A 26240-nucleotide genomic window follows, 5' to 3' on the forward strand; every position below is an offset into this window, starting at 1 on the left:
GCCGCCCGGGCACGCGGGCACTGCAGCCAACAGGCAGGCTGTGGACGGAGGTTGAAGCACCGTCCGTCCACAGCCGTGCCGGCAGGGCCGGGTCCGGCGGCGTACCGCCGGTCGCGTCAGTCGGAGAGCAGTCGCGTCGTCCGGGCGTTCTTCAGGAACGGCTTCCAGCCGCCCTCGGGCCGCTCGCCGACCCCGAGTGTGCGCATCTTGGCCAGCACCTTCGGGTCCTGTTCGTCGAGCCAGTCGACGAGCTGCTTGAACGAGACGCAGCGGACATCGCGCTTCGTGCAGACCGACTTCATGACCTGCTCGACGGCGTCCATGTACACGCCGCCGTTCCAGTCCTCGAAGTGGTTGCCGATGATCATCGGCGCTCGGTTGCCCTTGTAGGCGCGCTCGAAGCCCTGCATCAGCCCGTTACGCATCTGCTGCCCGTAGGACGCGTGCTTCGCGGGCGGGCCATCGACGGTCACCGACTGGTTCGCCAGGAAGTTGTAGTCCATGGACAGGGTCTCGAACTTGCGCCCCGGCATGGGGACTTCCTGCAGCGGAATGTCCCACAGGCCGCCCTTCTTCTTGGGCCAGACCTGGGTCCCGTTGCCGCTGGAGTCGTAGCGGAAACCCATGTCGCGGGCCGCTCGGACCAGATTCTCCTGGCCCTGGAGGCAGGGGGTGCGCCCGCCGACGAGTTCCTTGTCGTAGTCGAAGGGAAGAGGATCCTCACGCTTGAAGCCCGTGGTCGTCTTCCAGTTCTGCACGAACCACTTGGCCTGGCGTATCTCGCTCTTCCACTGGTCCGCGGACCAGCTGCCGACACCCTTGGGGCCGCAGAAATGGCCGTTGAAGTGGGTGCCTATCTCGTTTCCCTCGAGCCATGCCTTGCGTACCTGGCGCAGGGTGGCCCGTATGTTCTTGTCCTTGAGGTAGCCGATGTCGGAGGCGCCGCTCGCGTGGTTGGGGGGCGAGTAGCGCTGGGACTTGGCCTCGGGGAGCGTGTATATGCCGCTCAGGAAGAACGACTGCGACGCCCCGTACCGCTTGCCTGCCTTGCGGAAGCGGGAGAAGAGCTTCTTGGCGTCCTCTCCGGCTCCGTCCCAGGAGAAGACCACGAACTGAGGCGGCTTCTTGCCCTTGCGGAGCTTCCTGGGAGTCGGCTGGTTCGGCTGCCGCCCGGTTATGGAGGTCGAACCGTCCCCGATGACGCGGGCCTGCTGCTCGGGCTTCTGTTCGGGGGCCGGGTGGCCCTTGCTCGCCGGGCTTCCCGTGGTGTCGCCGGCGCAGCCGCTCATCACAGTGGTGAGCGCCATTGCCGCCGATATGCCCACGAGCCACTGTCGGGTGGCTGTCATCGGATCACCTCGCCCTTGTCGATTGCTCTACGTAACGGATCAACTCCGGTACGTGAGTCAACCGTTGCATCTCCGGCATAAAGGGCAACTCGGGCGAGGTTTTGGGGTGACCCCTTCACCCGTCGGACTCAGCGGCGGGCGCTCCTCGCCGGCGCCGCGGCCCGCGACGCCGGGGCTACGGGCCGCACGCGGCGCACCTGGGCCGACCGGCGGCCGAGCACACTCACGAGAGGTCTAAACCAATTTCTCCGCAAGCTCTTGTCACATGGGCCAAACGGCTGATGAGCTAGGGCGTGACCCTGGGCCGGAGTCCAAGGTCCGGGGAGGATCAGGGCCTTGGGACCTGGACACAACAGACACCCTGGGAAAGGGAGATGTCGTGAGCAACGAAAGCCTGGCCAATCTGCTCAAGGAAGAGCGGAGGTTCGCCCCGCCCGCCGATCTGGCTGCCGAAGCCAACGTCACCGCCCAGGCGTACGAGCAGGCGAGTGCTGATCGGCTGGGCTTCTGGGCCGAGCAGGCACGCCGTCTGAGCTGGGGCAAAGAGCCGACCGAGACCCTCGACTGGTCCAACCCGCCGTTCGCCCAGTGGTTCAAGGACGGCAAGCTCAACGTCGCGTACAACTGCGTGGACCGGCACGTCGAAGCGGGCAACGGCGACCGTGTCGCCCTGCACTTCGAGGGTGAGCCCGGCGACTCCCGCAGCCTCACCTACGCCGACCTGCAGCGCGAGGTCTCCAAGGCGGCGAACGCCCTGACGGAGCTGGGCGTGCAGGCCGGCGACCGCGTCGCCGTCTATCTGCCGATGATCCCGGAGACCGTGGTGGCGATGCTGGCGTGCGCCCGTATCGGCGCCCCGCACTCCGTGGTCTTCGGCGGCTTCTCCGCCGACGCGCTGGCCACCCGTATCGAGGACGCCGACGCCCGCGTCGTCATCACTGCCGACGGCGGCTACCGCAAGGGCGGTGCCAGCGCACTCAAGCCCGCCGTCGACGAGGCGCTGACCAGGCCGGGCACCGAGAAGGTCCGCAATGTGCTGGTCGTCCGGCGCACCGGCCAGGACGACATCGACTGGAACGAGGGCCGCGACGTGTGGTGGCACGACGTCGTCGACCGCCAGAGCGACCAGCACACGCCGCAGGACTTCGACGCCGAGCACCCGCTCTTCATCCTCTACACCTCCGGCACCACCGGTAAGCCGAAGGGCATCCTGCACACCACCGGCGGCTATCTGACGCAGGTCGCCTGGACCCACCACGCGGTCTTCGACCTCAAGCCGGAGAAGGACGTCTACTGGTGCACGGCCGACGTCGGCTGGGTCACCGGCCACTCCTACATCGTCTACGGGCCGCTCGCGAACGGCGCCACCGAGGTGCTCTACGAAGGCACGCCCGACACCCCGCACAAGGGCCGCTGGTGGGAGATCGTCCAGAAGTACAAGGTCTCCCTCCTCTACACCGCTCCGACAGCGATCCGCGCCTGCATGAAGTGGGGCGACGACATCCCGGCCAAGTTCGACCTGTCGTCGCTGCGGATCCTGGGCTCCGTCGGCGAACCGATCAACCCGGAGGCGTGGGTCTGGTACCGCCACCACATCGGCGGTGACCGCACGCCCGTCGTCGACACGTGGTGGCAGACGGAGACCGGCGGCGTCATGGTCAGCCCGCTGCCGGGGGTAACCGACACCAAGCCGGGCTCGGCGCAGCAGGCGCTGCCGGGGATCTCCGCGACGGTCGTGGACGACGACGCGAACGAGGTTCCCGACGGCGGAGGCGGCTACATGGTGCTCACCGAGCCCTGGCCGTCGATGCTGCGCACCATCTGGGGCGACGACCAGCGGTTCCTGGACACCTACTGGTCGCGGTTCGAGAACAAGTACTTCGCGGGCGACGGCGCGAAGAAGGACGACGACGGCGACATCTGGCTGCTCGGCCGCGTCGACGACGTCATGCTCGTCTCCGGGCACAACATCTCCACGACGGAGGTCGAGTCGTCGCTCGTCTCGCACCCGAAGGTCGCCGAGGCGGCGGTCGTCGGTGCGACGGACCCGCAGACGACGCAGGCCATCTGCGCGTTCGTCATCCTGCGCGGCTCGGCCGCCGAGGACGAGGGGCTGGTGGAGGAGCTGCGCGGGCACGTGGCCAAGCAGCTCGGCCCGATCGCCAAGCCGAAGAAGATCCTGCCGGTCGCGGAGCTGCCCAAGACCCGCTCCGGCAAGATCATGCGGCGGCTGCTGCGGGACGTCGCGGAGAACCGCGCGCTCGGAGACGTCAGCACGCTGACGGACTCCTCGGTCATGGAGCTCATCCAGGACAAGCTGCCGAGCGCGGCGAGCGAGGACTGAGACCCGAGGGACGACCGACAGGGCCGACAGCGCCGAGGGCGTACCGCGAGCACGGCGGACGCAGGAGAGACGCCCGGTGAGTGTGGAGGGGCATCCGGCACCGCCGGGTGCCCCTCCGGGTGTTCGGGGCGGCCGCCGCCGTACGCTTCGTCAACACCGGGGCGGTCGCCGGAGCTTGCGGTAGTGGCCTCCTGGGCACACGTGCCGCACGATGGTCCGGCATGATCGGACCGACGGGCAGGAACGGTTCGCGGTTCGACGGTTCGAAGTTCCAGGGTGCGAAGTTCCACGGTTCGACAGTCCGCCGGCCCGGCCGGGCCCGCGGAGAGACGGAGAGAGGAAGACACCGATGAGTTCTGCCGACGACGGCCGCAGCCTCGGCCAGTTGGTCGCCTCGGCCACCGCCGAGTTGTCCGGACTGGTGCACGACGAGATCGCGCTGGCCAAGGCCGAGATCCGGCAGGACGTGAAGCGGGGGATCGTGGGCGGGGGCGCGGCGACGGTCGCCGGTGTGCTGCTGCTCTTCTCGCTGCCCGTGCTGAGCTTCGCCGCGGCCTACGGGATCCACAACCTAGGTCTCGGGCTGGCCTGGTCGTTCCTGATCGTGGGCGGCGCCTACATCGTCCTCGCGCTGATCCTGCTGCTGCTCGCGATGCGCAAGTTCAAGCGGATCAAGCCCCCTGAGAAGTCGATCGCCTCCGCGAAGGAGACGGCCTCCGTGCTCTCGCGGACCAAGCCGCATCCGCGTACGAGGCCCGCGAAGCAGCCGGAGAGCACCACTGCCGCGTGAGCGCAGCTGCGTCATGAGCGCTCTTGCCGCGTGAGCGCTCATGCCTCGCGAGCGGTACGCCCGGTGTGAGCACCGTCGCCGCGCGACGTCCCGCATCTCGCCCGGCGGCCCCTGCGCCCGCCATGAGCGCGGCATTGACACGTCGCGAAGTGTGACAGGCTCGACACATGACCCATCCAGCAGGCCCAGCGAACCTGATCCGTCCCGAAGGCCCCTGGACGCACCGGGATGTCGCCGCGAACGGAGCCCGCTTCCACATCGCTGAGATGGGTGACGGACCTCTTGTGCTCCTGCTGCACGGATTCCCGCACTACTGGTGGACGTGGAGGCACCAGTTGACAGCGCTTGCTGACGCCGGGTTCCGCGCCGTCGCGATGGATCTGCGCGGTGTCGGCGGCAGCGACCGCACGCCCCGCGGCTACGATCCGGCCAACCTCGCCCTCGACGTCACGGGCGTCATCCGCTCGCTCGGCGAGCCCGACGCCGCGCTGGTGGGCCACGACTTGGGCGGCTACCTGGCCTGGACGGCGGCTGTGATGCGGCCGAAGCTGATACGGCGTCTTGCCGTCTCCTCGATGCCCCACCCGCGGCGCTGGCGGGCGGCGATGCTCAAGGACATGCGCCAGACGGCGGCCGGATCGTACGTCTGGGGCTTTCAGCGGCCCTTCGTACCGGAGCGTCAACTCACCGCAAATGGCGGCGAGTTGGTGGGCAAGCTGGTACGGGAGTGGGGCGGGCCCCGGCTGCTGGAACAGCCCGACGTGGAGGAGGCGGTCGCTCGGTACGAGCAGGCCATGTGCGTGCCGTCGACTGCGCACTGCTCGGTCGAGCCCTACCGCTGGCTCGTACGGTCGATGGCGCGTCCGGACGGCTTCCAGTTCAACCGCCGCATGAAGCGGCCCGTACGGGTGCCGACGATGCAGGTGCACGGAGCGCTGGATCCCGTGCTGCGCACGCGCAGTTCGGCCGGATCGGGACAGTACGTCGAAGCCCCGTACCGCTGGCGGCTGTTGGACGGGATCGGCCACTGGCCGCATGAGGAGGACCCGGCGGCCTTCTCCGCGGAGCTCATCGGCTGGCTCAACGATCCCGAGCCCGACCGCTGAGCGGGGCACCCGTCACCGCACCGTTTTCCGGAACAGCCGCGTACGCCGTCAACACGGGCAACACGTGCCGCGCGCATAACCGTTTGATGACCCGTCAGGTGGTTACCGGCTTCGGTACGGGGCAGAGTCCGCTGTATGGGCTGGACGCACGACTACCGTGACCTGGCACGTGGCCGCAGCGCGCGGAGGGGGCCGATCCCCGGACAGCGTGTGTGGCGCTTACGACCGGACAGACTCGGCGCGGTCGCCGAGCCCGGAATCCCCCGGCTGCTCAGCCGCAGGGCGCGCTGGTTCGGGGCACGGCTGAGACACCCGCGCGGCTGAGACCGGGGGCCGGCTGAGGCCCCGGAAGCCGGCTGAGGCCGACGCCGCCTGCGGCTTGGGACCCGCGCACGCCCGCCCGTTGCTGCGCCTGCGCACGCCACAGCGGCACGCGCTCCCGTACTCACATCGCACAACCCTGGCTGTCGGCCTGCCGTTCGGCGACGCGGCCGCGCCGTGCGTCGCTGCGCACCTCGTCCGCGGTGAGGGCGTATCCCGTACGGGAGTTGTCGAGCGACTTGGCGAAGATGACGCCGTAGACCTTGCCTTGGGGTGTGAGCAGCGGACCGCCCGAGTTGCCCTGGCGGATGGTCGTGTAGAGGGAGTAGATGTCGCGGCGCACCCTGTCGCGGTGGTAGATGTCCGGGCCGTCGGCGCCGACGCGGTCCCGTACGCGCGCGGAGCGCACATCGAACCCGCCGTTCTCCGGGAAGCCCGCGACGATCGCACCGTCTCCCCGGCCGGCGTCCTTCGACGCGAACTCCAGGGCGGGGGCGTTCAGCGTCGGCACGTCCAGGACCGCGATGTCGCGCTTCGGATCGTAGAGGACGACCCGCGCGTCGTGGATCCGGCCGACGCCGCCGATCTGCACCGTCGGCTCCTCGACGCCGCCCACAACATGGGCGTTGGTCATCACACGTTGCCGACTGAAGACGAACCCCGTGCCCTCCAGCACCTTTCCGCAGCGCGTCGCGCTGCCGACGACCTTCGCGATGCTGCCCCTCGCCTCGGCTGCGACGGGGCTCTTCGCCAGCTTCGGGTCGGGGGCGGGGACCGCCCTGATCGGCTCGTTGGAGAACGGCGAGAAGACCTGCGGGAGGCCGTTCTGCGCGAGCGTCGAGGAGAAGTCGTTGAACCAGCTGTCGGCCTCCGGCGGCAGCACCCGCGAAACCCCCAGCAGCACACTGGAGTTGCGCACCTGCTTGCTGAGCGTCGGCAGCGACGTACCGGCCAGGGCCGAGCCGATGAGCCACGCCACGAGCAGCATCGCCAGCACGTTGACGAGCGCACCGCCGGTGGCGTCCAGGGCACGCGCCGGCGACAAGGTGATGTACTGCCGCAGCTTGTTGCCGAGGTGCGTGGTGAACGCCTGGCCGACCGAGGCGCAGACGATGACGATGACGACCGCCGCCACCACGCCGAACGTCCCTGGAGGCGTACCGTCAGTCAGCCCGTTCCACAGCGGGGGCAGCACGAGGACGGCGACGAGCCCGCCGCCGAGGAAGCCGGTCACGGACAGGATTCCGACGACGAAGCCCTGCCGGTAACCGATGACGGCGAACCAGACGGCGGCAAGCAGGAGCAGGAAGTCCAGCACGTTCACGGGAGCCACCGTCTCATGCGGGAGGAGATGGACATCCGTCGCGGTCGGTTCGTACGACCGGGAGCGGAGCCGGAAGTGGACAGGGGGTGTTGCGGGGGAGGCGGGTCCGCGGGGCCGCGGGCTCGCTCCTGCTTCATGCCTTTCGGTCGATCGATACGCGCCGCTCCCGGTCCCAGGGCCGCTCCCAGCCCGCGTAGTGCAGCAGCCGGTCGATGACGCCCGCGGTGAATCCCCACACCAGCGCGGGGCCCACGCTGAACGCCGGACTCATGTATCCGGAGGGGTGGACGGCCGTCACGCGGTTGTCCGGGTCGGTCAGCTCGGACACGGGGACGGTGAACACCCGTGCCGTCTCGCCCGGATCCACCGGCGACACGGGCGTCGGGCGCCGCCACCACCCGAGTACGGGCGTGACGACGAAACCGCTCACAGGGATGTAGAGCGCGGGAAGCGTCGCGAAGATCTGCACGCCGGACGGATCGAGCCCCGTCTCCTCCTCGGCCTCACGCAACGCCGCGCGCAACGGCCCCTCGCCGTCCGGGTCGCCATCCTCGGGGTCGATGGCGCCGCCGGGGAAAGAGGGCTGGCCCGCGTGCGAACGGAGGCTGGAGGCCCGTTCCATCAGCAGGAGTTCGGGGCCGTCGGCGCCGTCACCGAACAGTACGAGCACGGCCGAGGGCCGGCCGGCGCCGTCCTCGGGCGGAAGGAAGCGGCTCAACTGGCGCGGCTCGACCGTGTCGGCTGCCCGCACGACGGGGGTGAGCCAGCCCGGCAGCCCGCGGTCGCTGAACTCGACTCGGGGGGCGGGGGCGGGGGCGTGCCGGGCCGGGTCCGGATCCGGGCCGGGGTTCAGGTTCGGATCGGCGCTCAGGATCGGGTCGGGATTCGGGGTCAGGTCCGCTTTCGGGTTCAGGTCGGGATTCGTACGGGGACGGCTCACCGGGCGGCCCCGTCGGCGCCCTCGGAGTTGCCGCTGCTGACGCTGCTGCTGACGCCGTTGCCGTTGCCGCCGAGCGGGGGCGCGGGGCGTCCCGGGTAGTCGGCCGGAGGCTTGAGGCGCTGGCCCGGCAGCCCGCCCATCTCGTACTTGAGCAGCTTCTTCGCCTTCTCCGGGTCGAGTTCGCCCTCTCCGTACGAGGGGCACAGCGCCGCGATGGGGCAGGCGCCGCAGGCCGGTTTGCGGGAGTGGCAGATGCGGCGGCCATGGAAGATCGTCCGGTGCGAGAACATCGTCCACTCGCTCTTGGGGATGATCTCGGCGATCTCGGCCTCGACCTTGTCCGCGTCGGTCTGCTCTGTGAGCTTCCAGCGGCGCACGAGACGCCCGAAGTGGGTGTCGACGGTCAGCCCGGGGACGCCGAAGGCGTTGCCGAGCACGACGAACGCGGTCTTCCGCCCGACCCCCGGCAGCGACACCAGGTCCTTTATGTTGCCCGGCACCTCACCGCCGAACCTGTCACGGATCGCCGCCGACAGCCCGAGCACGGACTTCGCCTTCGCACGGAAGAATCCGGTGGGACGCAGCAGCTCCTCCAGCTTCTCCGGGTCGGCGGCCGCCATGTCCTCGGGGGTCGGGTAGGCGGCGAAGACGGCGGGCGTCGTCTGGTTGACCCGGAGGTCCGTGGTCTGGGCGGAGAGGACGGTGGCGACCAGGAGCTGGAAGGGGTTCTCGAAGTCGAGCTCAGGGTGCGCGTAGTAGTACACCTCGCCCAGCTCGCGGTTGATGCGGCGGGCGCGGCGGACCATGGCCAGCCGGGACTCGGGCTTCGCGGCCTTGCTCGCGGGCCGGACCGCGGACTTGCCGGAAGCCGCCTCCTTCGCGGGTGCCGTCTTCGCGGACGTCTTCTTCGCGGGTGCCTGGTTCGCGGACGTCTTCTTCGCCGTGGCCCTCTTGGCCGGGGTGGTCGTCACGGGCTCGCCGGCACCCGCCGTCGCGTCCGTCACGCCGGAAACGGACGCCCGGCCCGCCCCTTTTGCCCGGCTTGCCCTCTTGACGGGCTCCTGTTCGCCCACAGCGGAATCTCCCATCGCGGTCACCCGCCCGGTCCCGCTCTGCGTGCGCTCACCGGGTCATCACTGGGTTGTCGACACCCGGCCAGCGTAGAGGGGACCGCTGACATCCGCCCCGCACGAAGGCAATTCCCGGCCCAATCGGCCCCCTGCCTTCGGGAGGGCGGGGGGCGTGCGTCAAACTTGTGACTGATCGCACTGTTTCACCGTCCGGCATCATGGGGTTCGAGGCCCCCTCGGCCCTTCGGGCCTGGGAGGTTCCGTGAGGTTCCATCCCTCGGCCCCGCGGACTGAGACGGCCCCGGGGCCTGGGGAGACGCCGTCCCTCGGCCCATGGGAGCCTTGTGAGGCCCCTGGGGATCCCATTGGGCCAGGTCGACAAGGAGAGAACTCGTGGACGACGTTCTGCGGCGCGCCCCGCTCTTCGCGGCGCTCGATGAGGAGCAAGCCGCTGAGCTGCGCGCCTCCATGTCGGAGACCACGCTCGCGCGCAGTGAGGCCCTCTTTCACGAGGGCGACCCGGGCGACCGTCTCTATGTAGTGACCGAAGGGAAGGTCAAGCTCCACCGCACCTCCCCTGACGGCCGGGAGAACATGCTGGCCGTGCTCGGCCCCGGCGAGCTCATCGGCGAGCTGTCCCTCTTCGACCCGGGCCCGCGTACGGCCACGGCCTCGGCACTCACCGAGGTGAAGCTGCTCGGCCTGGGCCACGGCGACCTCCAGCCCTGGCTGAACGTACGCCCCGAGGTGGCCTCCGCCCTGCTCCGCGCCATCGCACGCAGGCTGCGCCGTACCAACGACTCGATGTCCGACCTCGTATTCTCCGACGTCCCCGGCCGGGTGGCGAAGCAGCTGCTCGACCTTTCGCGCCGCTTCGGCGTGCAGTCGGAAGAGGGCATCCACGTCGTGCACGACCTCACGCAGGAGGAGCTGGCGCAGCTCGTCGGCGCCTCGCGCGAGACCGTCAACAAAGCGCTCGCCGACTTCGCGGGCCGCGGCTGGCTGCGCCTGGAGGCACGTGCGGTGATCCTGCTCGACATCGAGCGGCTGGCGAAGCGGAGCCGCTGAGCCCGCCGAGCGCCCGCCTAGCGCCGCCGAAGCCTTTGCACCTGAGGGGCGTCCTCTTCGGAGGGCGCCCCTCAGACGTTCCTGTGCACTGCTAGGCGGCGCCGCGTTCCCGCAGGTAGACGAGCTGCGCCCGTACGGACAGTTCGGCGGCGGGCCACAGCGACCGGTCGACGTCCGCGTACACGTGCGCGACGACCTCCGGTGCCGTACGGAATCCCCGCTCGACCGCGTGCTCGACCTGGGCGAGGCGGTCGGCGCGGTGTGCGAGGTAGAAGTCGATGACGCCCTGTGCGTCCTCCAGCACGGGCCCGTGCCCCGGCAGCACCGTCGCCACCCCGTCGTCGACGGTCAGGGAGCGGAGACGGCGGAGTGATTCGAGGTATTCGCCGAGCCGTCCGTCGGGGTGTGCGACGACCGTCGTGCCGCGGCCGAGCACCGTGTCGCCCGTCAGCACGGCCCCCTCGTCGGGGAGGTGGAAGCAGAGCGAGTCCGCGGTGTGCCCCGGGGTGGGCACGACGCGCAGTTCCAGTCCGCCCGTGCGTACGACGTCCCCGGCGGCCAGGCCCTCGTCGCCCAGGCGCAGCGCGGGATCGAGCGCCCGTACGGACGTGCCGGACAGCTCGGCGAAGCGTGCCGCGCCCTCGGCGTGATCGGGGTGGCCGTGCGTGAGGAGGGTGAGGGCCACGCGCTTGCCCAGGCGCCCGGCGGTGGCGAGGACATCGCTCAGATGCCCCTCGTCGAGCGGTCCGGGGTCGATGACGACCGCGGAGTCGGAGTCCGGTTCGGCGACGATCCAGGTGTTGGTGCCGTCCAGGGTCATCGGGGACGCGTTGGGCGCGAGGACGCAGTGGGCCCGTGCGGTTGCCTGGCCGCTGATGACGCCGCCGCGCGGCTGGCCGGGCAAGGATGCGGCGTCCGTCATGCGGGGCTGCTCCCCTCGGGTCCGTCGGTTCCGGTTTCGGGTCCGGTTCCGGTTCCAGTGGCGCCGGTTCCGGTGGTTCCCGCGCTGTCGCCGCCACCGGCCGGCGCCGCGGTGTCCACCCGCTTGGTGAACTCGTCGTATCCCGGCCAGCTCAGCACCACCTGGCCGTCCTCCATGCGGGCCTGCGCCAGCACCGGCGACAGGTCGCGCCGCGAGCTCGCAGCCAGCGCCTCGGCCGCCGTACGGTACGGCGCGAGCTGGCGCAGCATCGCGATCGTGGGCGGCATCATCAGCATCTCGCCCCTGTCGTAGCCCGCGGCGGCCTCACCGGGACGGGTCCAGACCGTGCGGTCCGCCTCGGTGGACGCGTTGCGCGTGCGCTGGCCCTCGGGCAGCACGGCGACGAAGAACCAGGTGTCATAGCGGCGCTTCTCGAACTCCGGTGTGATCCAGTGCGCCCAGCCTCCGAGCAGATCGCTGCGGAGCACCAGCCCGCGCTGTTCCAGGAAGTCGGCGAAGGAGAGTTCGTGCCCGGCGAGCGCCGCGCGGTCGCGCTCCCAGTCCTCGCCGGTCGTGTCGTCGACGACGCTCGCGGCGTCCGGCCCGGCGAGCAGCACACCCGTCTCCTCGAACGTCTCGCGCACCGCGGCGCAGACAATGGCCTGTGCTGTGGCCTCGTCCGTTCCGAACCGCTCGGCCCATTCCTTGCGGGACGGCCCGGCCCAGCCCTCGCCGGGCCTGCGGTCCCCGCCGTGGCCGGTGCCGCCGGCGGTGCCGCTGCCGCGCCAGTGCTCGTCGCGCGGATCGACGACGCCGCCCGGGTAGGCGTACGCGCCGCCGGCGAAGGCCATGGACGTACGCCTGCGCAGCAGGTGCACCTCGGGCCCCTCCGCCGCTCCGCCGCCGTCGCGCAGCAGCATGACCGTGGCGGACAGTCGCGGGGTCACCGGCGTGAGCTCACCCGCGGCCAGGGCGCGGATTCGCTCCGGCCATTCCGGCGGATACCACTGACCGTTCGTGGAGGACGACATGGACGGATGCTACGGGCCCCCTCCCCCGGGCGTCGCCGGGTGGGGTCCGGGCGACCGGGAGGAGCCGCGCTCGGGGACGCGCTCCGCCCGTCACTCAGCCCGTCCGCCCGTCCGTCCGTCAGCCCGTCCGTCACTCCGCCCAGTCGACCAGCTCGACCTGGATCTCGACCTCGACCGGCGCGTCCATCGGCAGCACGGCGACGCCGACGGCGCTGCGCGCGTGCACGCCCTTGTCGCCGAAGACCTCACCGAGCAACTCGCTGGCGCCGTTGATGACGGCGGGCTGCGCGGTGAAGTCCGGAGCGGAGGCGACGAATCCGGTGACCTTCACGACCCGTACGACGCGTTCGAGCCCGCCCGCCGCCGAGCTCACGGCCGCCAGTGCGTTCAGCGCGCACGTACGCGCCAGGTCCTTGGCCTCCTCGGGCGTGACCTCGCCGCCGACCTTGCCCGTGAGCGGCAGCTTGCCCTCGACGAACGGGACCTGGCCCGCGGTGTAGACGTACCGTCCGCTGCGCACCGCGGGCACGTACGCGCCCGCGGGGGTGGCTACTTCCGGCAGCGTGATGCCGAGTTCGGCGAGCCGGGAGGCGACTTCGCCGCTCACTGCTTCTCCCGCTTGAGATATGCCACCAGCTGTTCGGAGCCGGTAGGGCCGGGGACGACTTGGACGAGCTCCCAGCCGTCCTCTCCCCAGGTGTCGAGGATCTGCTTGGTCGCGTGCACGAGCAGCGGCACTGTCGCGTATTCCCACTTCGTCATGGTGCCGAGCGTAGTCCGTCGACTTGCTGGTTAGGCTCCCGGGAGTGAGCAGGCTGCATGTTGTCACGGGCAAGGGCGGCACCGGCAAGACGACGGTCGCCGCGGCACTCGCGTTGGCCCTGGCCAGTGGAGGGAGGCGCACGCTCCTCGTCGAGGTCGAGGGGCGGCAGGGCATCGCTCAGCTCTTCGAGACGGAACCGCTTCCGTACGAGGAGCGCAAGATCGCTGTCGCACACGACGGCGGCGAGGTCTACGCGCTCGCCATCGATCCCGAACGGGCGCTGCTGGACTACCTCCAGATGTTCTACAAGCTGGGCAGCGCGGGACGTGCGCTGAAGAAGCTCGGCGCCATCGACTTCGCGACGACCATCGCGCCCGGGCTGCGGGACGTACTGCTGACGGGCAAGGCGTGCGAGGCGGTGCGCCGCCGGGACAAGCAGGAACGGCGCCTGTACGACGCGGTGGTGATGGACGCGCCGCCGACCGGCCGCATCACCCGCTTCCTCGGTGTGAACGAGGAGGTCGCCGGGCTGGCGAAGGTCGGCCCCGTCCACAACCAGGCGCAGGCCGTGATGCGGGTGCTGAAGTCGCCCGAGACGGCGGTGCACTTGGTGACTCTCCTGGAGGAGATGCCCGTGCAGGAGACCGTCGACGGGGTGGCCGAACTTCGCGAGGCGGGACTGCCGGTCGGCGCGGCGCTCGTGAACATGGTGCGGCAGCAACTGCTCGACGAGGAGCTGCTGCACCACGCCGGCCGCAGCACGGACGGCGAGCTGGCCGACGCACTGGCACGCGCCGGCCTCTCGCGTGCCGACCGGCTCGTCGGGCCGCTCCTCGAGCAGGCGCACGAGCACGCGGAACGCGTGGCACTGGAGCAGGAGCAGCGCTCCGCGCTGGCGAAGCTGGACATGCCCGTCTACGAACTCGACCTGCTCCCCGAGGGCGTCGAACTCGCCGGGCTGTACCAGCTCGCGGCGGACCTGCGCGAGAAGTTGCCACCACGCCAGGAGACGGCATGACCGACAGCAGAACGGACACGAGGCCGGACGCCGGGTCGGACACCCGGACAGCCGCCAGGCCGGACACCAGGCCGGACACCAGGCCGGACGCCGGCAACCCGCTGGCGTCCGAAGTGGCGCTGCACGTCGATCCGTTGATCGACGACCCGGAGACCCGGATCATCGTCTGCTGCGGTGCGGGCGGCGTAGGCAAGACGACGACAGCCGCCGCGATCGGCGTACGGGCGGCAGAGCGGGGACGAAAGACCGTCGTGCTCACCATCGACCCCGCACGGCGCCTCGCTCAGTCCATGGGGCTCACCGAACTGGACAACACCCCGAGGCCCGTACCCGGTGTCGACGGGGAGGCAGGCGGCGAACTGCACGCCATGATGCTCGACATGAAGCGGACCTTCGACGAGATCGTCGAGGCACACGCGGAACCAGAGCGCGCCCGCGCCATCATGGCCAACCCCTTCTACGAGTCGCTGTCGGCCGGCTTCGCGGGAACGCAGGAGTACATGGCGATGGAGAAGCTGGGCCAGCTCAGTTCCCGCGGGGAGTGGGATCTGATCGTCGTGGACACTCCGCCGTCGCGCTCGGCTCTGGACTTCCTGGACGCGCCGAAACGGCTTGGCTCGTTCCTGGACGGCCGGTTCATCAAGATGCTCATGGCGCCGGCGAAGGCCGGCGGACGCGCGGGGATGAAGTTCGTGAACCTGGGGATGGCCGGGCTGTCCATGTTCACGGGCGCGCTCAACAAGCTTCTGGGCACCGGCCTGTTGCGGGACGTGCAGACGTTCGTGGCAGCGATGGACACCATGTTCGGGGGCTTCCGTACGCGTGCGGACGCCACCTACCAGCTGCTGCAGGCGCCTGGCACGGCCTTTCTCGTGGTGGCGGCCCCGGAACGGGACGCGCTGCGCGAGGCCGCCTACTTCGTGGAACGGCTCGCGGAGGAGCGGATGCCGCTGGCCGGGCTTGTGCTCAACCGCGTACACGGCAGCGGCGCCTCGTCGGTCGGCGCGGAGCGGGCACTGGCCCTCGCGGAAAATCTTGAAGAGGGCGGCATTGTCGATCGAGGGCCCGGGAAGGGAAACAAACACGGCGCCCACTCCCCCGGGCGCGGCTCACCGGACGTCCCGGACTCCACCATGCGGCCCGAATCCGCAGAGGCGCCGACGGGACGCAACGGTCATATCAGACAGACAGAACAACTCGCCGCTGCGCTGCTGCGGTTGCATGCCGAACGCATGCGGCTGCTGGGCCGCGAGCGGCGCACGCGCGACCGCTTCGCCGCACTCCACCCCGAGGTGCCGGTGGCCGAAGTGGACGCGCTGGCGGGCGACGTACACGACCTGGCGGGGCTGCGCACCATCGGTGAGCTTCTCGCCCGCTGACTGCCGAAGTCCCGTACACCGGGCGGCCTTTACGCGGCGGGAGGCAGCGCAACCACACGGCTGTGCCTCCAGAGCAGCGCTCTGTTAGCCAGGACTTGGCGCTCTCAGTTCAGAGCGCTCCGAACCCAGAGTGCTCCGAACTCTGAACGCCTGCGCAGCAGATGAACAGCCGCGCGCCGCACCTCCCGCCCGGAGTCGGGCGACCCGAGCGGTGCGGACGGTGCGTCGCGGCATGTCATGCGTCGCGGCATGTCATGCGGAGTGGGAGCCGCGGGGAGCGTGCGGTGGGTGACATACCTCGGCGGTGCGTGTACGGCACGACGGACGACGGCGAGCGAGCCGTGACGGCGACGGCACCGCGGCCGACCACCGTGCGGCCTGCGGACTTTGGGTCCGCCGCACCCGTCCTGTACCGAGTCACACCTGGGGTCGTCTACCCCGCCGCTGCGTAGTCCTTCACCACATTGACGGCGTAGTCCTTCGCCTCCTCAAGGTCCAGAGGCAGAACTCCGCCCGTGTCACGCTCATACTCCAAGCGTGCGGTCTCAAGCAGGCGGCGCCATGAGGTGACCGTGGGACGGCGGCGCAGCAGCGCCCTCCGCTCCCGCTCGGTCATCCCGCCCCAGACACCGAACTCAACACGGTTGTCCAAGGCGTCGGCCAGGCACTCGGTGCGCACAGGGCACCCGGTGCATACGGCCTTGGCGCGGTTCTGAGCCGCCCCTTGCACGAACAGTTCATCCGGATCGGTAGTGCGGCAGGCTGCCTGCGCACTCCAGTCGGTTACCCAGCCCATAGCCGGCGCCGTCCTCTCCCGAATCGAGGCTCCCCCACGGCGGCAAGCGGCATATTCGCCGTTGCCAGATGGTGACGTTACGGAAGGCAGGCAGGGTGCAACACCCCCTGCGGGCCCAATCTTGGATGGCCCGAACGGACTATGCGTGCGCGGCAGATCACCCACCGGAGTGGGCCGGTAACAACCTGGACTCGAATTGAGCTCAACTTGGGCCGACTTGCACCCACTTGAACCCAAACTGCGCTTTCGCGGAGACACAGACGTACACGGCGGTGCGGTGGGGAAGAACTTGCCGGACTCTTCACGGCACTTGGCGCTGTTCCGGACAAGACCTCATCACTCACAAAGGTGAGCGGTAGGTCGCGGTGGAGCGAGGCCACAGTGACGGTGTGAGGTTCGCTGCGTCCGCCAGCTTAGGCGAACTGAGGCTCCCCTGTCCGGCGATTGAGAACGTAGGCTGCCGCCCATGGTGAAGAAGCGTTCAGGCGGCGGTGAGTCCGCCTTCCAGCAGGGCGCCAAGTTCCTCGGCGTCAGCGTGCTGGCGGGTGCGGTGCTCGCCGGCCTGGCGCTGCCCGCGGCCGGCGGCCTGGGTCTCGTCACGAAGAACACCGTCCAGGGCTTCGACGAGCTTCCCGCCAACCTCAAGCGTCCGCCGCTGAGTCAGCGCACCACCATCCTCGACTCCGAGGGCGGCGAGATCGCGAAGGTCTACTCGCGGGACCGTACCGTCGTCGGTCTGGACGAGATCTCCCCGTCCATGCGCAAGGCGATCATCGCGATCGAGGACGCGCGCTTCTACAAGCACGGAGCCGTCGACCTCAAGGGCATTCTGCGCGCGCTCAACCGCAACGCCCGCAACGGCGGGGTCGAGGAGGGCGCCTCCTCGCTCACGCAGCAGTACGTGAAGAACGTCTTCGTGGAGGAGGCGGGCGACGATCCGGACAAGGTCGCGCAGGCCACCCGGCAGACGGTCGGCCGGAAGATCAAGGAACTCAAGTACGCGATCAAGGTCGAGGAGAGCCTCGGCAAGAAGAAGATCCTTGAGAACTACCTGAACATCACCTTCTTCGGGCAGCAGGCATACGGGGTCGAGGCGGCCTCCCAGCGCTACTTCTCGAAGTCCGCGAACGACCTCGCACTTGAGGAGTCCGCCCTGCTCGCGGGCATAGTGCAGTCCCCCGCCCGCTACGATCCGGTGCAGCAGGAGGACGCGGCCAAGGAGCGGCGGGACACGGTGATCTCGCGCATGGAGGCCCTCGGCCACATCTCGGCCAAGGAAGCCCGCGCCGCGCAGGACAAGCCCCTCGGTCTCGACATGAGCAAGCCCCGGAACGGCTGCATCACAGCGACGCACGGCGCCGGCTTCTTCTGCGACTACGTGCGCGAAGTCTTCCTCAACAACGAGGAGTTCGGCGAGACGGACAAGGCGCGCGCCAAGCGCTGGAACCAGGGCGGCCTGACGATCAGGACGACGCTGGACCCGAAGGCGCAGAAGTCGGTCGAGGCGTCAGTGAAGAAGCACGTGTACAAGTCCGACAAGGTCGCGACGGCGACCTCGATCGTCGAACCCGGCACCGGCCGCATCCTGGGCATGGGCCAGTCGCGCCCGTACGGCTTCAGCGAGAACGAGACGCAGATCAACCTGTCCGTCGACGACGACATGGGCGGCGGCGCCGGCTACCAGCCGGGCTCCACTTTCAAACCGGTGATCGCGGCCGCGGCGCTGGAACGCGGCATGAGCGTGTACAAGAAGTACCCGGCGCCGTACAAGATGCAGTATCCGTCGCCGGTGAGTACGTGCGGCGGACAGTGGAGCGGCAGCGCCCCGGTGGAGAACGAGAACCGGAGCGAGGTGGGCCCGTACGAGATGAAGGAGGCCACCGCGAAGTCGGTGAACACCTACTTCGTCTCCCTCATCGGCGAGACCGGGATCTGCCCCGTCACGGAGATGGCCGAGAAGATGGGCGTCCAGCGCGCCGACGGCAAGGAGATCGACCAGGTCCCCTCGATCACCCTCGGGACGCAGGAAATGTCGCCGCTGACGATGGCCGAGGGGTACGCCACCTTCGCCAACCGCGGCGTGCACTGCACACCCGTCGCGGTGGAGTCGATCACCGACGCACGCGGCAAGAAGCTGCCGGTGCCGAAGACTTCGTGCGAGCGCGCGATGAGCCAGCGGACCGCCGACACCGTCAACTCGCTGCTACGGGGCGTCGTCGAGGACGGTACGGGCAAGAAGGCCGGCCTCAGCGGGCGCGACAGCGCGGGCAAGACCGGTACGACGGACCAGCGTTACGCGGCATGGTTCGTGGGCTACACCCCGAACATGTCGGGCGCGGTCTGGGTCGGCGACCCCGCACACAAGACGCAGATGACGGACATCACCATCGGCGGCGTGCCGCACGACAAGGTCTTCGGCGGTGAAGTGCCGGGCCCGATCTGGCGGGACGCGATGGCGGGCGCCCTGGACGGCGAGCCCGCGCCGCGCTTCAACCTCGTCCCGATCGACGACGACAAGGGCAAGGACAAGCCGAAGCCCCCGGACGACGACAGCCCGTGGCCGGACATCACCCTGCCGCCGGACTTCATCGGCGGCGGCGGCAACGGCGGCGCGGACTCCGGCGCCACCCTCGGCCAGGACGGCGGCGCGGACGCGGGCGCACTCGGCGGCGCCGACGCGGGCACGAACACCGGTACGGAGACGGGCGGCAACGGCAACAACGGGCGGGGCGGCGGCTCTGGCGGCCGGTTCGGCGGGGCGGGCTTCTGACCGGACTCGGCCCGGGTGGCAGGACCGGTTCGGCCCGTAGCCGGCTCGGCCCGGGTGGCAGGACCGGCTCGGCCCGTAGCCGGCTCGGCCGATTCGTCCAACTCGCGGCAGAGGGCGCTCTGTCGGGAGCGCCCTCAGGGCGTGATTGTGCGCATGACCGGGTGCCGACTCGTACGTAGGCGGGTTCCGTGCGGGAGGCCGGGGGCGGGGCGTCGGAGGCGGTTGACGCTGCGGACGCGGTTGAGGCGGTTGACGCTGCGGAGGCAGCGGAAGTGCGGAGGTCGCGGAGGTCGCGACCCGCTCGGCTAGCCCGACGCCAGCCGCTTCTTGACCGCCGCGGCGACGCGGCCGCCCTCGGCCCGCCCCTGCACCTTCGGGTTGACGATCTTCATGACGGCACCCATCGCGCGGGGGCCCTCGGCTCCCTGGGCCTGCGCCTGAGCGACGGACTCCCCGACGAGCGCGTCCAGTTCCTCGTCCGTCAGCTGCTTCGGCAGGTAGTCGGCGAGCACTTCGCCCTCGGCACGCTCCCGTTCGGCCTGCTCGCCGCGGCCGCCGCCGGCGAACGCCTCCGCTGCCTCGCGGCGCTTCTTCGCCTCCCGCGTGATCACCTTCTGCACCTCGTCGTCCGTCAGTTCGCGAGCGGACTTGCCGGAGACCTCCTCCGTGGTGATCGCGGCCAGAGTCATGCGGAGGGTGGCGGAGCGCAGCTCGTCACGCTCCTTGATCGCTGCGGTCAGGTCTTCCTGCAGCCGGGACTTGAGCGTAGTCATAGCGTTTTCGTGTCCTCCAGAGATTCCGGCGCCCATCATCTCTCACGCTCCCGGGAGGGCACCGCATCGGTGGGTGCATCAGCGGGCACGGAGTGCGAGGGGAACGCAGGGTCTGCGACCATGGGCTCATGCGCGCGCGATACGGACTCCCCCTCACTCTGACGGCTCTCGGCGCGGCCTGCGTGGGCTATTCGACGCTCGTCGAGCCCCGGTCCTTCCGCCTGCGACGGGTGACGGTCCCCGTGCTGCCGCCCGGTATGCAGCCGCTGCGCGCCTTGCAGATCTCGGACGTCCACATGGTGAGCGGGCAGCGCAAGAAGCAGCGCTGGCTCCGGTCGCTCGCCGGCCTGCGCCCCGATTTCGTGATCAACACGGGAGACAACCTCTCGGACCCCGAGGCCGTGCCCGACGTGCTGGACGCCCTGGGCCCGCTCATGGACTTCCCCGGGGCGTACGTCTTCGGCTCCAACGACTACTACGGCCCGAAGCTGCGCAACCCCGCCCGCTACCTGATCGAGAAGGCCAGCGGCCGGCACGGCCTCAACGGCAACGCACCGGCCGTCGGCGCCGTCCACAACCCATGGGAGGGCCTGCGCGACGCCTTCGACGCGGCGGGCTGGGTCGGCCTGAGCAACACCCGCGGCCGGCTCAAGCTGGAGGGCGGCCAGGAGATCGCCCTGACCGGCCTGGACGACCCGCACATCAGGCGGGACCGCTACAGCGCCGTCATCGGCGGCCCCGAGCGGGACGCCGACCTCGCGCTCGCACTCGTCCACGCCCCGTATCTGCGCTCCCTGGACGCCTTCACCGCCGACGGCTATCCGCTGATCCTCGCCGGGCACACCCACGGGGGGCAGCTGTGCGTCCCGTTCTACGGGGCTCTCATCACCAACTGCGACCTGGACACGGACCGCGTCAAGGGCCTCTCCAGCCACCTCGCCGGCGGCAACCGCTCCTACCTCCACGTCTCGGCCGGCTGCGGCGCCAACCGCTACACCCCGGTGCGCTTCGCATGCCCGCCGGAGGCGACGCTGCTGACACTCACGGCCGGCGACTGAGGGCTCCGTACGGTGAAGCGCGCGGCGCGTCACCGGGGTACCCAGCCGGGTGGCGTACCGGTCGCGCGCAACGGCCGCCGAGCCCCGGCACAACCGGGCGGTCGCCCCTGCTCGGGGCGGCCCGTCCCCCCGAATCCGGATTTCGCCTCAGCCCCCTGCTGGGCTAGAGTGGTGCGCGTTGCATCGGGGTGTGGCGCAGCTTGGCAGCGCGCTTCGTTCGGGACGAAGAGGTCGTGGGTTCAAATCCCGCCACCCCGACAGATGAGATCGCAGGTCAGGGGCCTGATCCGCACAGCGGGTCGGGCCCCTGAGACGTTCCCAGGGCCGCTTTGGGAGCCATATGGGAGCCGACCTCATTTGAGTCGGCTCCCAGAGCGGGCACATGCAGCCATCGCGACGACATTGCAGCCCCCGCAGCGAACCCGCACAGCGACGTCTCGTGGCTCGAGTGACTGCAGTTGGGCAAACGGTCTGGCTGAGTGACCAACCGCCGAATGTCCCAGCGGACAGCACGACTCCGAGGCATTGGGTGCGCTGGACGCCCGCCTCACGAGTTGCCCCAGCTCGGTGCAGTTCACGCTGCCGTCGTAGACGCACGGCCGTGCCCAGCGTGACTCCGTCGAGTTGGGCTTGAAGCGGCTTCGATCAGCAGTGTTTCCGATGCGATTCAACACTTCGCGCGGACCAGAGCGGTTGGGGGCGAATGACATCCGGGAAAAGGTCGTGGAAACCGCCACTGAGGGCTTGTGGGTGCGGAACGTCGCCGAAGCCGGGGTCCGTGGCGCCACCGGCAGTTGCGGCGCCGATAGCGCTCTTAGACTGATCTGGGTCACGGGGCGCAAGTCGTCGTGTGGCTCTTCGGCCGTCCGGAGCTCGCTTGGCCGCCTGCTTCCGGACGGCCGTTCCCATTGGCGTCGTCGCGCGGAAAACCGAATTCCGGCGTATGCCGGGCAGTCGTTAGCATCGAGGCGGCCCGTAGTAGTGCGTCATCACGAAGTGCTCGGCTGTTGGACGTGTCGTACGCACCAGCGACGTGGATGGCGCCCTTGTGGCCGGTCTGTCTGCACCCGGCGTGGCCCCCACTGGGGCCGCAAGATCAATTGGAGCATCCGAGGATGGCTCGACACCTCATCACCAGCGCGCTGCCGTACATCAACGGAATCAAGCACCTGGGGAACATGGTCGGGTCGATGCTCCCGGCCGATGTGTACGCGCGCTACATGCGACAGCGCGGCCACGATGTGCTCTACATCTGCGCGACAGATGAGCACGGCACCCCCGCCGAGCTGGCGGCGAAGGAAGCAGGCCTGCCCGTCGCGGACTTCTGCGCCCAGCAGTACGAAAAGCAGCGGGCGATCTATGAGGGCTTCGACCTCGCCTTCGACTACTTCGGCCGCAGCTCCTCGCCACAGAACGTCGAGATCACTCAGTGCTTCGCTCGACAGCTGCACAAGAACGGCTTCATCGAAGAACGGGCCGTCCGGCAGATGTACTCCGAGACGGACGGGCGTTTCCTGCCCGACCGCTACATCATCGGCGCCTGCCCGCACTGCGGCTATGACAAGGCCCGCGGCGATCAGTGCGAGAACTGCACCCGCGTTCTCGACCCCACCGATCTGATCGAGCCCCGGTCGGCAATCAGCGGCGGCACTGACCTGGAGGTGCGGGAGACCAAGCACCTCTTCCTGCTCCAGTCGCAGCTGGCCGGCGAGGTCCAGACGTTCGTCGACGCGCACACCGACGAGTGGCCGGTGCTGTCCTCCTCCATCGCCCACAAGTGGCTCACAGAGGGACTCCAGGACCGCTCCATCACCCGGGACTTGGACTGGGGCGTTCCCGTCCCTGCGGACACATGGCCGGAGTTGGCAGCCGAGGGCAAGGTCTTCTACGTCTGGTTCGACGCACCGATCGAATACATCGGCGCGACCAAGGAGTGGGCGGACGAGCAACCCGACAGCCGCGACTGGAAGTCCTACTGGTACGAGCCCGACAAGGCCCTGCGCTACACGCAGTTCATGGCCAAGGACAACGTCCCCTTCCACACGGTGATGTTCCCGGCCACCCAGCTGGGCACCCGCGAACCGTGGAAGAAGGTCGACTTCGTCAAATCGTTCAACTGGCTGACCTACTACGGCGGTAAGTTCTCCACCTCCCAGAAGCGCGGCATCTTCACCGACGCGGCCCTGGAGCTGCTCCCGGCCGACTACTGGCGGTACTTCCTGATGGCCGCCGCTCCCGAATCGGACGACGCATCCTTCACCTGGGAGTTCTTCTCCTCCGTCGTCAACAAGGACCTCGCGGACACGCTCGGCAACTTCGTCAACCGTGTCCTGTCCTTCTCCCGCAAGCGCTTCGGCGACGCGGCGCCGGCAGGCGCGGAGCCTGGGGAGGCAGAGGCAAAGTTGGGCCGGGAGATCGTCAACCTGCTCGCAGAGTACGAAGCGCACATGGACGCGCTCCATTTCCGCAAGGCGGCCGCCGCGCTTCGGGCGCTGTGGAGCGCGGGGAACGCGTACCTGGAGGAGAAGGCGCCCTGGCTGGAGATCAAGACGGACAAGGACGCGGCCGCACTGACGCTGCACACCGCCATGAAGCTGATCCACCTCTACTCCGTGGTCTCCGAACCCTTCATCCCTGCCACGGCGAAGGTCATGCGCAGCGCCTTCGCCCTGCCCGATGACACGGCTCTGTGGGTGAACGCCGAAGAGGCACGGTCCCTGTCGTCCGTGCCGGCGGGTACCGAATTCACGGTCCCGCCAGTGCTCTTCCAGAAGATCACGGACGAGGACCTGGAGATCTACCGCGAGCGCTTCGGCGGAGAGCCGGCAGCGGAATAGCCCAGGGTCCACTGCTACGGTCACGGCATGTCGCTCTCGGTCCCCTCTACTGCCTCCCTCGATTTGCGGGTTGAGGCGGTCGATGACGTTTTGGACCGCGTGGAGCGCTCACTTCATTGCCACTTGGACCGGGACACCCTCGTACGTAAGCGCCGCTCGGTTGGCGCGAGGACAGACCGAGGCACATGGGTGCGCGTCGAGAGGCGAGTGTTGGGCCGGATCCGCGAACAGGGCTGGAATGGCGTCGAGCAGGCCGCGCTTCTGGAAGGTGTTGCCCAACCCGTCTGGTACTCGGGGCTGTCCTGGCGAGGGGAGGACGAGGCGGCGATGTGGCGAGCCGATGAGACCGGGCTCCTGCCCGATCAACCGGTGAAACCTGCCGGGGTAGTGACGGCCGATCCGAAGCTGCAGGGTGAGTGGTGGCGAGAACTGAACGCTTCCCTGGACGCGCTAGCAGGCCAGACCACCTACCGCGTCGCCACGCCGGACACCGTTTTCATCACACAGGCCCACGTCTCCGAGGTCATCCGAAGTGCCTTTCCTGATGCCCCGGATACGGCCATTGCTCAGTGGGCGGCAGCCCATGCGGACCTGAACTGGGCCAATGTGACTGGGCCTCAATTCTGTCTGTTCGACTGGGAGGACTGGGGAATGGCCCCCCGAGGGCTGGACTCCGCGTCGTTGTGGGCTCAGTCGCTCGGAGTGCCGGAGCTGGCCGCCCGCGTCCGCGCTGAACGCAGCAGCGACCTGAACAGTCGTGATGGCCAGGTGATGCTGCTGTTCGCCTGCTCGAAGATTGCCGGCCCTCCGCGCAACCCGAGGACCCCAGGCTGGAGCCCGCCCAACTCGAAGCGGCTCAGCTGCTAGAAGAGCTTCAGACTCGTTGACGTCGTACCCGGTCACGGAGAAGCCGCCTGAGGAGCATCGCTATCGGTCTTACACTGCAGGGGCGTTGAGGAGTGCGGAGAGGCGGGGTCGTCCGTGCCGACGGCGACAGTGTCCACTTCAGGCACCCAGAGGTGCACGGTGCAGACCACATCGTCCCTACAGCCTTCACCCCGCCTACGAACGGGCCAAAACGCGCGCCTGCAAAAGAGCGTCAAGTGCTCCCACCGGCGAGCGAGAACACATCTCCAAACGGGCGTCGAGCGAAGCCTCCCACTGCTCGGTGAGGCTGAGGAGCAGGCGCTTGCGCATGCCAGGGGTGACGTGGGCGTAGCGCCCGGAGATGGAACCGTCGATGTGCCCCATGCGCTCGTTCATGAGGACCCTCTCCGTGCCGACGTCTTCCATGTGGGTCCGATGACAATGGCGCAGACCGTGCGGGGTGAGTCCCTTCGCGACCGGGGCCCAGCAGGCATCGGCCCGCCCCTGGGAGTTCCGCCCTCGCACCGGAACGCCGGGCCATGGCTCCCCGAGCAGAGGTACCGGTCGCGCGGCTTGCGGAGCCTTCTTCGGGTACCAACCCGAGGTAGCCGGCGCGAACAGCCAGGTGGCGAAGCCGTTTCGGCGCCAATGTGGCGCACTGCCTATCGCAGCGCCGCCGCGTATGAAGCCGAGTTCCGTGATCGCTTCTTCCACCCCGCTCTGCACGGCTTCGGTTACGCGGTCGGGGTGGTTGAGGACGTTGGACACCGTTCCAGCGGAGACTCCGGCACGGCGCGCGACGTCCACGAGTTTCGCGCCTTGGTGCCCGCCGGTGCGAGCCGTGCCCTGGCCTCGGAAGACATACGTCTCGCCATGGCAGGGGCAGGCGGTCGGCTTGGTGCGGGCGATGTGGTCGGCGACCAGGGCCGAGAGCCAGCCGGGGATGTCGATGGTTCGGTAACTGTCGTCTTTGGGCGGGCAGCGCACCATCTCGCCTGAGTCGAGTTCGTACAGTTGCCACTCGACACGGACGGCGCGAGACCGGACGAACTCGGTCTCCAGGCCCACGATTTCACCCCACCGCATGCCCGTGTACGCCTTGAGGATCACGGCGACGAACTCGTCGTCACGGCCGGAGAGAAGGGCGGCCCGCTCAGCGATGAGCAAGGCGCCGAGAGGATCGGTGAAGACTTTCTCGGGGCCGCGGTCACTGGAACGACCGGCGCGCTTCCCCCTCCCCCTTCGCTTGGTGGCGGGGTTCGCTTCGATGAGGCCCTCGTCAACGGCGTCGGCCAGGATGAGGTGGAGCGTCGCCCGCCACGTCTTCACGCTGGAGGCGGCGTACTCGGCCTTGGCCTTCTTCTCCCAGAGCGCGACATCGGTGCGGTGGATGCTGACGAGCGCCCTGTCATCGAACTCGGGGAGCAGATGCTCTTCGATGTGGCGGCGGTAGTTCTGCATGGTTGACGCGGCGAGGTCCTGGCTGTCGTACCAGCGGTTCGCGTACTCGCCGAAGGTCTCCTGCCCCAGGGCGGGGTCGCGCCACGCTCCGCGTCGGTACTTGATCTCTGCCTCGTCGGCGGCTCGTTTCGCCTCGCGCTTGGTCGCGAACTTGATCGCTTTCCCCATGTCGTCAACCACCGTGTTGTGCTTGCCGGGTGCGGTCTTGTAGCGCCCGCGCCAGTAGTTGCCGCGCTTCTCCGCGAAGCCCACT

Annotated in this window: 20 protein-coding genes, 1 tRNA gene and 1 pseudogene; 11 read left to right on the forward strand and 11 right to left on the reverse strand. The window is 69.3% G+C overall.

From position 1 onward, the window contains the following. Positions 1 to 116: 116 nt before the first annotated feature. Positions 117 to 1349: a polysaccharide deacetylase family protein gene (locus ACSMXX_RS13550; protein WP_473184276.1), complete on the reverse strand. Its 1233-nt coding sequence runs from the start codon at positions 1347 to 1349 to the stop codon at positions 117 to 119. 379 nt (positions 1350 to 1728) lie between these two features. Here ACSMXX_RS13550 and acs point away from each other — a divergent pair, with 379 nt between their 5' ends. The 3 genes from acs (at position 1729) to ACSMXX_RS13565 (ending at position 5589) form a co-directional block, all read left to right on the forward strand. Continuing rightward, a complete protein-coding gene (gene acs / locus ACSMXX_RS13555; protein ID WP_473184277.1) occupies positions 1729 to 3693 on the forward strand; it encodes an acetate--CoA ligase in 1965 nt (654 codons plus the stop codon). A 349-nt stretch (positions 3694 to 4042) separates the two neighbouring features. Further along, positions 4043 to 4483: a phage holin family protein gene (locus tag ACSMXX_RS13560; protein WP_070009377.1), complete on the forward strand. Its 441-nt coding sequence runs from the start codon at positions 4043 to 4045 to the stop codon at positions 4481 to 4483. Between the two features lie 167 nt (positions 4484 to 4650). Beyond that, positions 4651 to 5589: an alpha/beta fold hydrolase gene (locus tag ACSMXX_RS13565; RefSeq protein ID WP_473184278.1), complete on the forward strand. Its 939-nt coding sequence runs from the start codon at positions 4651 to 4653 to the stop codon at positions 5587 to 5589. A 445-nt stretch (positions 5590 to 6034) separates the two neighbouring features. On the opposite strand, the gene ACSMXX_RS13570 is transcribed toward ACSMXX_RS13565, so the two are convergent. The 3 genes from ACSMXX_RS13570 to nth form a co-directional block, all read right to left on the reverse strand. Then, a complete protein-coding gene (locus tag ACSMXX_RS13570) occupies positions 6035 to 7234 on the reverse strand; it encodes a MarP family serine protease (protein ID WP_473184279.1) in 1200 nt (399 codons plus the stop codon). 133 nt (positions 7235 to 7367) lie between these two features. Next, a complete protein-coding gene (locus ACSMXX_RS13575; protein ID WP_473184771.1) occupies positions 7368 to 8009 on the reverse strand; it encodes an NUDIX hydrolase in 642 nt (213 codons plus the stop codon). Between the two features lie 161 nt (positions 8010 to 8170). Beyond that, the gene (nth, locus tag ACSMXX_RS13580) at positions 8171 to 9262 is read right to left on the reverse strand and encodes an endonuclease III (RefSeq protein ID WP_473184280.1); all 1092 of its coding nucleotides are present in this window, start codon (positions 9260 to 9262) and stop codon (positions 8171 to 8173) included. Positions 9263 to 9637: 375 nt separating this feature from the next. Here nth and ACSMXX_RS13585 point away from each other — a divergent pair, with 375 nt between their 5' ends. Further along, positions 9638 to 10312 carry a Crp/Fnr family transcriptional regulator gene (locus ACSMXX_RS13585; RefSeq protein ID WP_028438501.1) on the forward strand — a complete coding sequence of 225 codons (675 nt, stop codon included), beginning with the start codon at positions 9638 to 9640 and terminating at the stop codon, positions 10310 to 10312. A 91-nt stretch (positions 10313 to 10403) separates the two neighbouring features. On the opposite strand, the gene ACSMXX_RS13590 is transcribed toward ACSMXX_RS13585, so the two are convergent. The 4 genes from ACSMXX_RS13590 to ACSMXX_RS13605 form a co-directional block, all read right to left on the reverse strand. Next, the gene (locus ACSMXX_RS13590) at positions 10404 to 11234 is read right to left on the reverse strand and encodes an MBL fold metallo-hydrolase (protein WP_473184281.1); all 831 of its coding nucleotides are present in this window, start codon (positions 11232 to 11234) and stop codon (positions 10404 to 10406) included. After that, positions 11231 to 12265, reverse strand: a complete 1035-nt coding sequence (locus tag ACSMXX_RS13595) for an NUDIX hydrolase (protein WP_473184282.1) — start codon at positions 12263 to 12265, stop codon at positions 11231 to 11233. The genes ACSMXX_RS13590 and ACSMXX_RS13595 overlap by 4 nt, the downstream gene beginning before the upstream one ends. Positions 12266 to 12395: 130 nt before the next feature. After that, positions 12396 to 12872: a RidA family protein gene (locus tag ACSMXX_RS13600; protein ID WP_473184283.1), complete on the reverse strand. Its 477-nt coding sequence runs from the start codon at positions 12870 to 12872 to the stop codon at positions 12396 to 12398. Beyond that, positions 12869 to 13027 carry a DUF4177 domain-containing protein gene (locus tag ACSMXX_RS13605; RefSeq protein WP_107374329.1) on the reverse strand — a complete coding sequence of 53 codons (159 nt, stop codon included), beginning with the start codon at positions 13025 to 13027 and terminating at the stop codon, positions 12869 to 12871. Before ACSMXX_RS13605 ends, ACSMXX_RS13600 begins: the two co-directional genes overlap by 4 nt. Positions 13028 to 13071: 44 nt before the next feature. Between ACSMXX_RS13605 and bagA the strand changes: the two genes are divergently transcribed. Continuing rightward, complete coding sequence (gene bagA / locus ACSMXX_RS13610; protein WP_473184284.1) at positions 13072 to 14046, forward strand: ATPase BagA; 975 nt, start codon at positions 13072 to 13074, stop codon at positions 14044 to 14046. Next, positions 14043 to 15425, forward strand: coding sequence for an ATPase BagB (gene bagB / locus ACSMXX_RS13615; protein WP_473184285.1), 1383 nt, complete (start codon positions 14043 to 14045; stop codon positions 15423 to 15425). The genes bagA and bagB overlap by 4 nt, the downstream gene beginning before the upstream one ends. Positions 15426 to 15858: 433 nt before the next feature. Here bagB and ACSMXX_RS13620 read toward each other — a convergent pair whose 3' ends face one another. Further along, complete coding sequence (locus ACSMXX_RS13620; protein ID WP_473184286.1) at positions 15859 to 16221, reverse strand: WhiB family transcriptional regulator; 363 nt, start codon at positions 16219 to 16221, stop codon at positions 15859 to 15861. Between the two features lie 466 nt (positions 16222 to 16687). Here ACSMXX_RS13620 and ACSMXX_RS13625 point away from each other — a divergent pair, with 466 nt between their 5' ends. Then, positions 16688 to 18991 carry a transglycosylase domain-containing protein gene (locus tag ACSMXX_RS13625; protein WP_473184287.1) on the forward strand — a complete coding sequence of 768 codons (2304 nt, stop codon included), beginning with the start codon at positions 16688 to 16690 and terminating at the stop codon, positions 18989 to 18991. 305 nt (positions 18992 to 19296) lie between these two features. On the opposite strand, the gene ACSMXX_RS13630 is transcribed toward ACSMXX_RS13625, so the two are convergent. Continuing rightward, entirely contained in the window at positions 19297 to 19764 is a 468-nt protein-coding gene (locus tag ACSMXX_RS13630; RefSeq protein ID WP_473184288.1) for a GatB/YqeY domain-containing protein, read from the reverse strand. A 128-nt stretch (positions 19765 to 19892) separates the two neighbouring features. On the opposite strand from ACSMXX_RS13630, the gene ACSMXX_RS13635 reads away from it, so the two are divergent. From ACSMXX_RS13635 to ACSMXX_RS13650, 4 genes and pseudogenes are all read left to right on the forward strand, one after another. Beyond that, positions 19893 to 20822 (forward strand): metallophosphoesterase, encoded by a 930-nt coding sequence (locus tag ACSMXX_RS13635; protein ID WP_473184289.1) that lies wholly within the window; start codon positions 19893 to 19895, stop codon positions 20820 to 20822. A 184-nt stretch (positions 20823 to 21006) separates the two neighbouring features. Then, positions 21007 to 21080: transfer RNA gene (locus ACSMXX_RS13640), tRNA-Pro, on the forward strand. A gap of 857 nt (positions 21081 to 21937) precedes the next feature. After that, on the forward strand, positions 21938 to 23659 hold the full coding sequence (gene metG, locus ACSMXX_RS13645; protein WP_473184290.1) for a methionine--tRNA ligase: 1722 nt from the start codon (positions 21938 to 21940) through the stop codon (positions 23657 to 23659). Positions 23660 to 23686: 27 nt separating this feature from the next. Beyond that, positions 23687 to 24546: pseudogene (locus tag ACSMXX_RS13650) on the forward strand (hypothetical protein). Between the two features lie 175 nt (positions 24547 to 24721). Here the strand turns inward: ACSMXX_RS13650 and ACSMXX_RS13655 are convergent. Further along, on the reverse strand, positions 24722 to 26239 hold the full coding sequence (locus ACSMXX_RS13655) for a LacI family DNA-binding transcriptional regulator (RefSeq protein WP_473184291.1): 1518 nt from the start codon (positions 26237 to 26239) through the stop codon (positions 24722 to 24724). Position 26240 lies beyond the last annotated feature (1 nt).

Source organism: Streptomyces sp. DSM 116795 (genome assembly GCF_055792905.1).

What these genes read in the sequence shown, in the direction of transcription:
- ACSMXX_RS13605 (WP_107374329.1), bottom strand. Translation starts at nt 13,027, where the DNA reads ATGACGAAGTGGGAATACGCGACAGTGCCGCTGCTCGTGCACGCGACC.
- ACSMXX_RS13635 (WP_473184289.1), top strand. Translation starts at nt 19,893, where the DNA reads ATGCGCGCGCGATACGGACTCCCCCTCACTCTGACGGCTCTCGGCGCG.
- nth (WP_473184280.1), bottom strand. Translation starts at nt 9,262, where the DNA reads ATGGGAGATTCCGCTGTGGGCGAACAGGAGCCCGTCAAGAGGGCAAGC.
- ACSMXX_RS13630 (WP_473184288.1), bottom strand. Translation starts at nt 19,764, where the DNA reads ATGACTACGCTCAAGTCCCGGCTGCAGGAAGACCTGACCGCAGCGATC.
- ACSMXX_RS13620 (WP_473184286.1), bottom strand. Translation starts at nt 16,221, where the DNA reads ATGGGCTGGGTAACCGACTGGAGTGCGCAGGCAGCCTGCCGCACTACC.
- ACSMXX_RS13590 (WP_473184281.1), bottom strand. Translation starts at nt 11,234, where the DNA reads ATGACGGACGCCGCATCCTTGCCCGGCCAGCCGCGCGGCGGCGTCATC.
- metG (WP_473184290.1), top strand. Translation starts at nt 21,938, where the DNA reads ATGGCTCGACACCTCATCACCAGCGCGCTGCCGTACATCAACGGAATC.
- ACSMXX_RS13625 (WP_473184287.1), top strand. Translation starts at nt 16,688, where the DNA reads ATGGTGAAGAAGCGTTCAGGCGGCGGTGAGTCCGCCTTCCAGCAGGGC.
- ACSMXX_RS13550 (WP_473184276.1), bottom strand. Translation starts at nt 1,349, where the DNA reads ATGACAGCCACCCGACAGTGGCTCGTGGGCATATCGGCGGCAATGGCG.
- ACSMXX_RS13560 (WP_070009377.1), top strand. Translation starts at nt 4,043, where the DNA reads ATGAGTTCTGCCGACGACGGCCGCAGCCTCGGCCAGTTGGTCGCCTCG.
- ACSMXX_RS13595 (WP_473184282.1), bottom strand. Translation starts at nt 12,265, where the DNA reads ATGTCGTCCTCCACGAACGGTCAGTGGTATCCGCCGGAATGGCCGGAG.
- bagB (WP_473184285.1), top strand. Translation starts at nt 14,043, where the DNA reads ATGACCGACAGCAGAACGGACACGAGGCCGGACGCCGGGTCGGACACC.
- ACSMXX_RS13565 (WP_473184278.1), top strand. Translation starts at nt 4,651, where the DNA reads ATGACCCATCCAGCAGGCCCAGCGAACCTGATCCGTCCCGAAGGCCCC.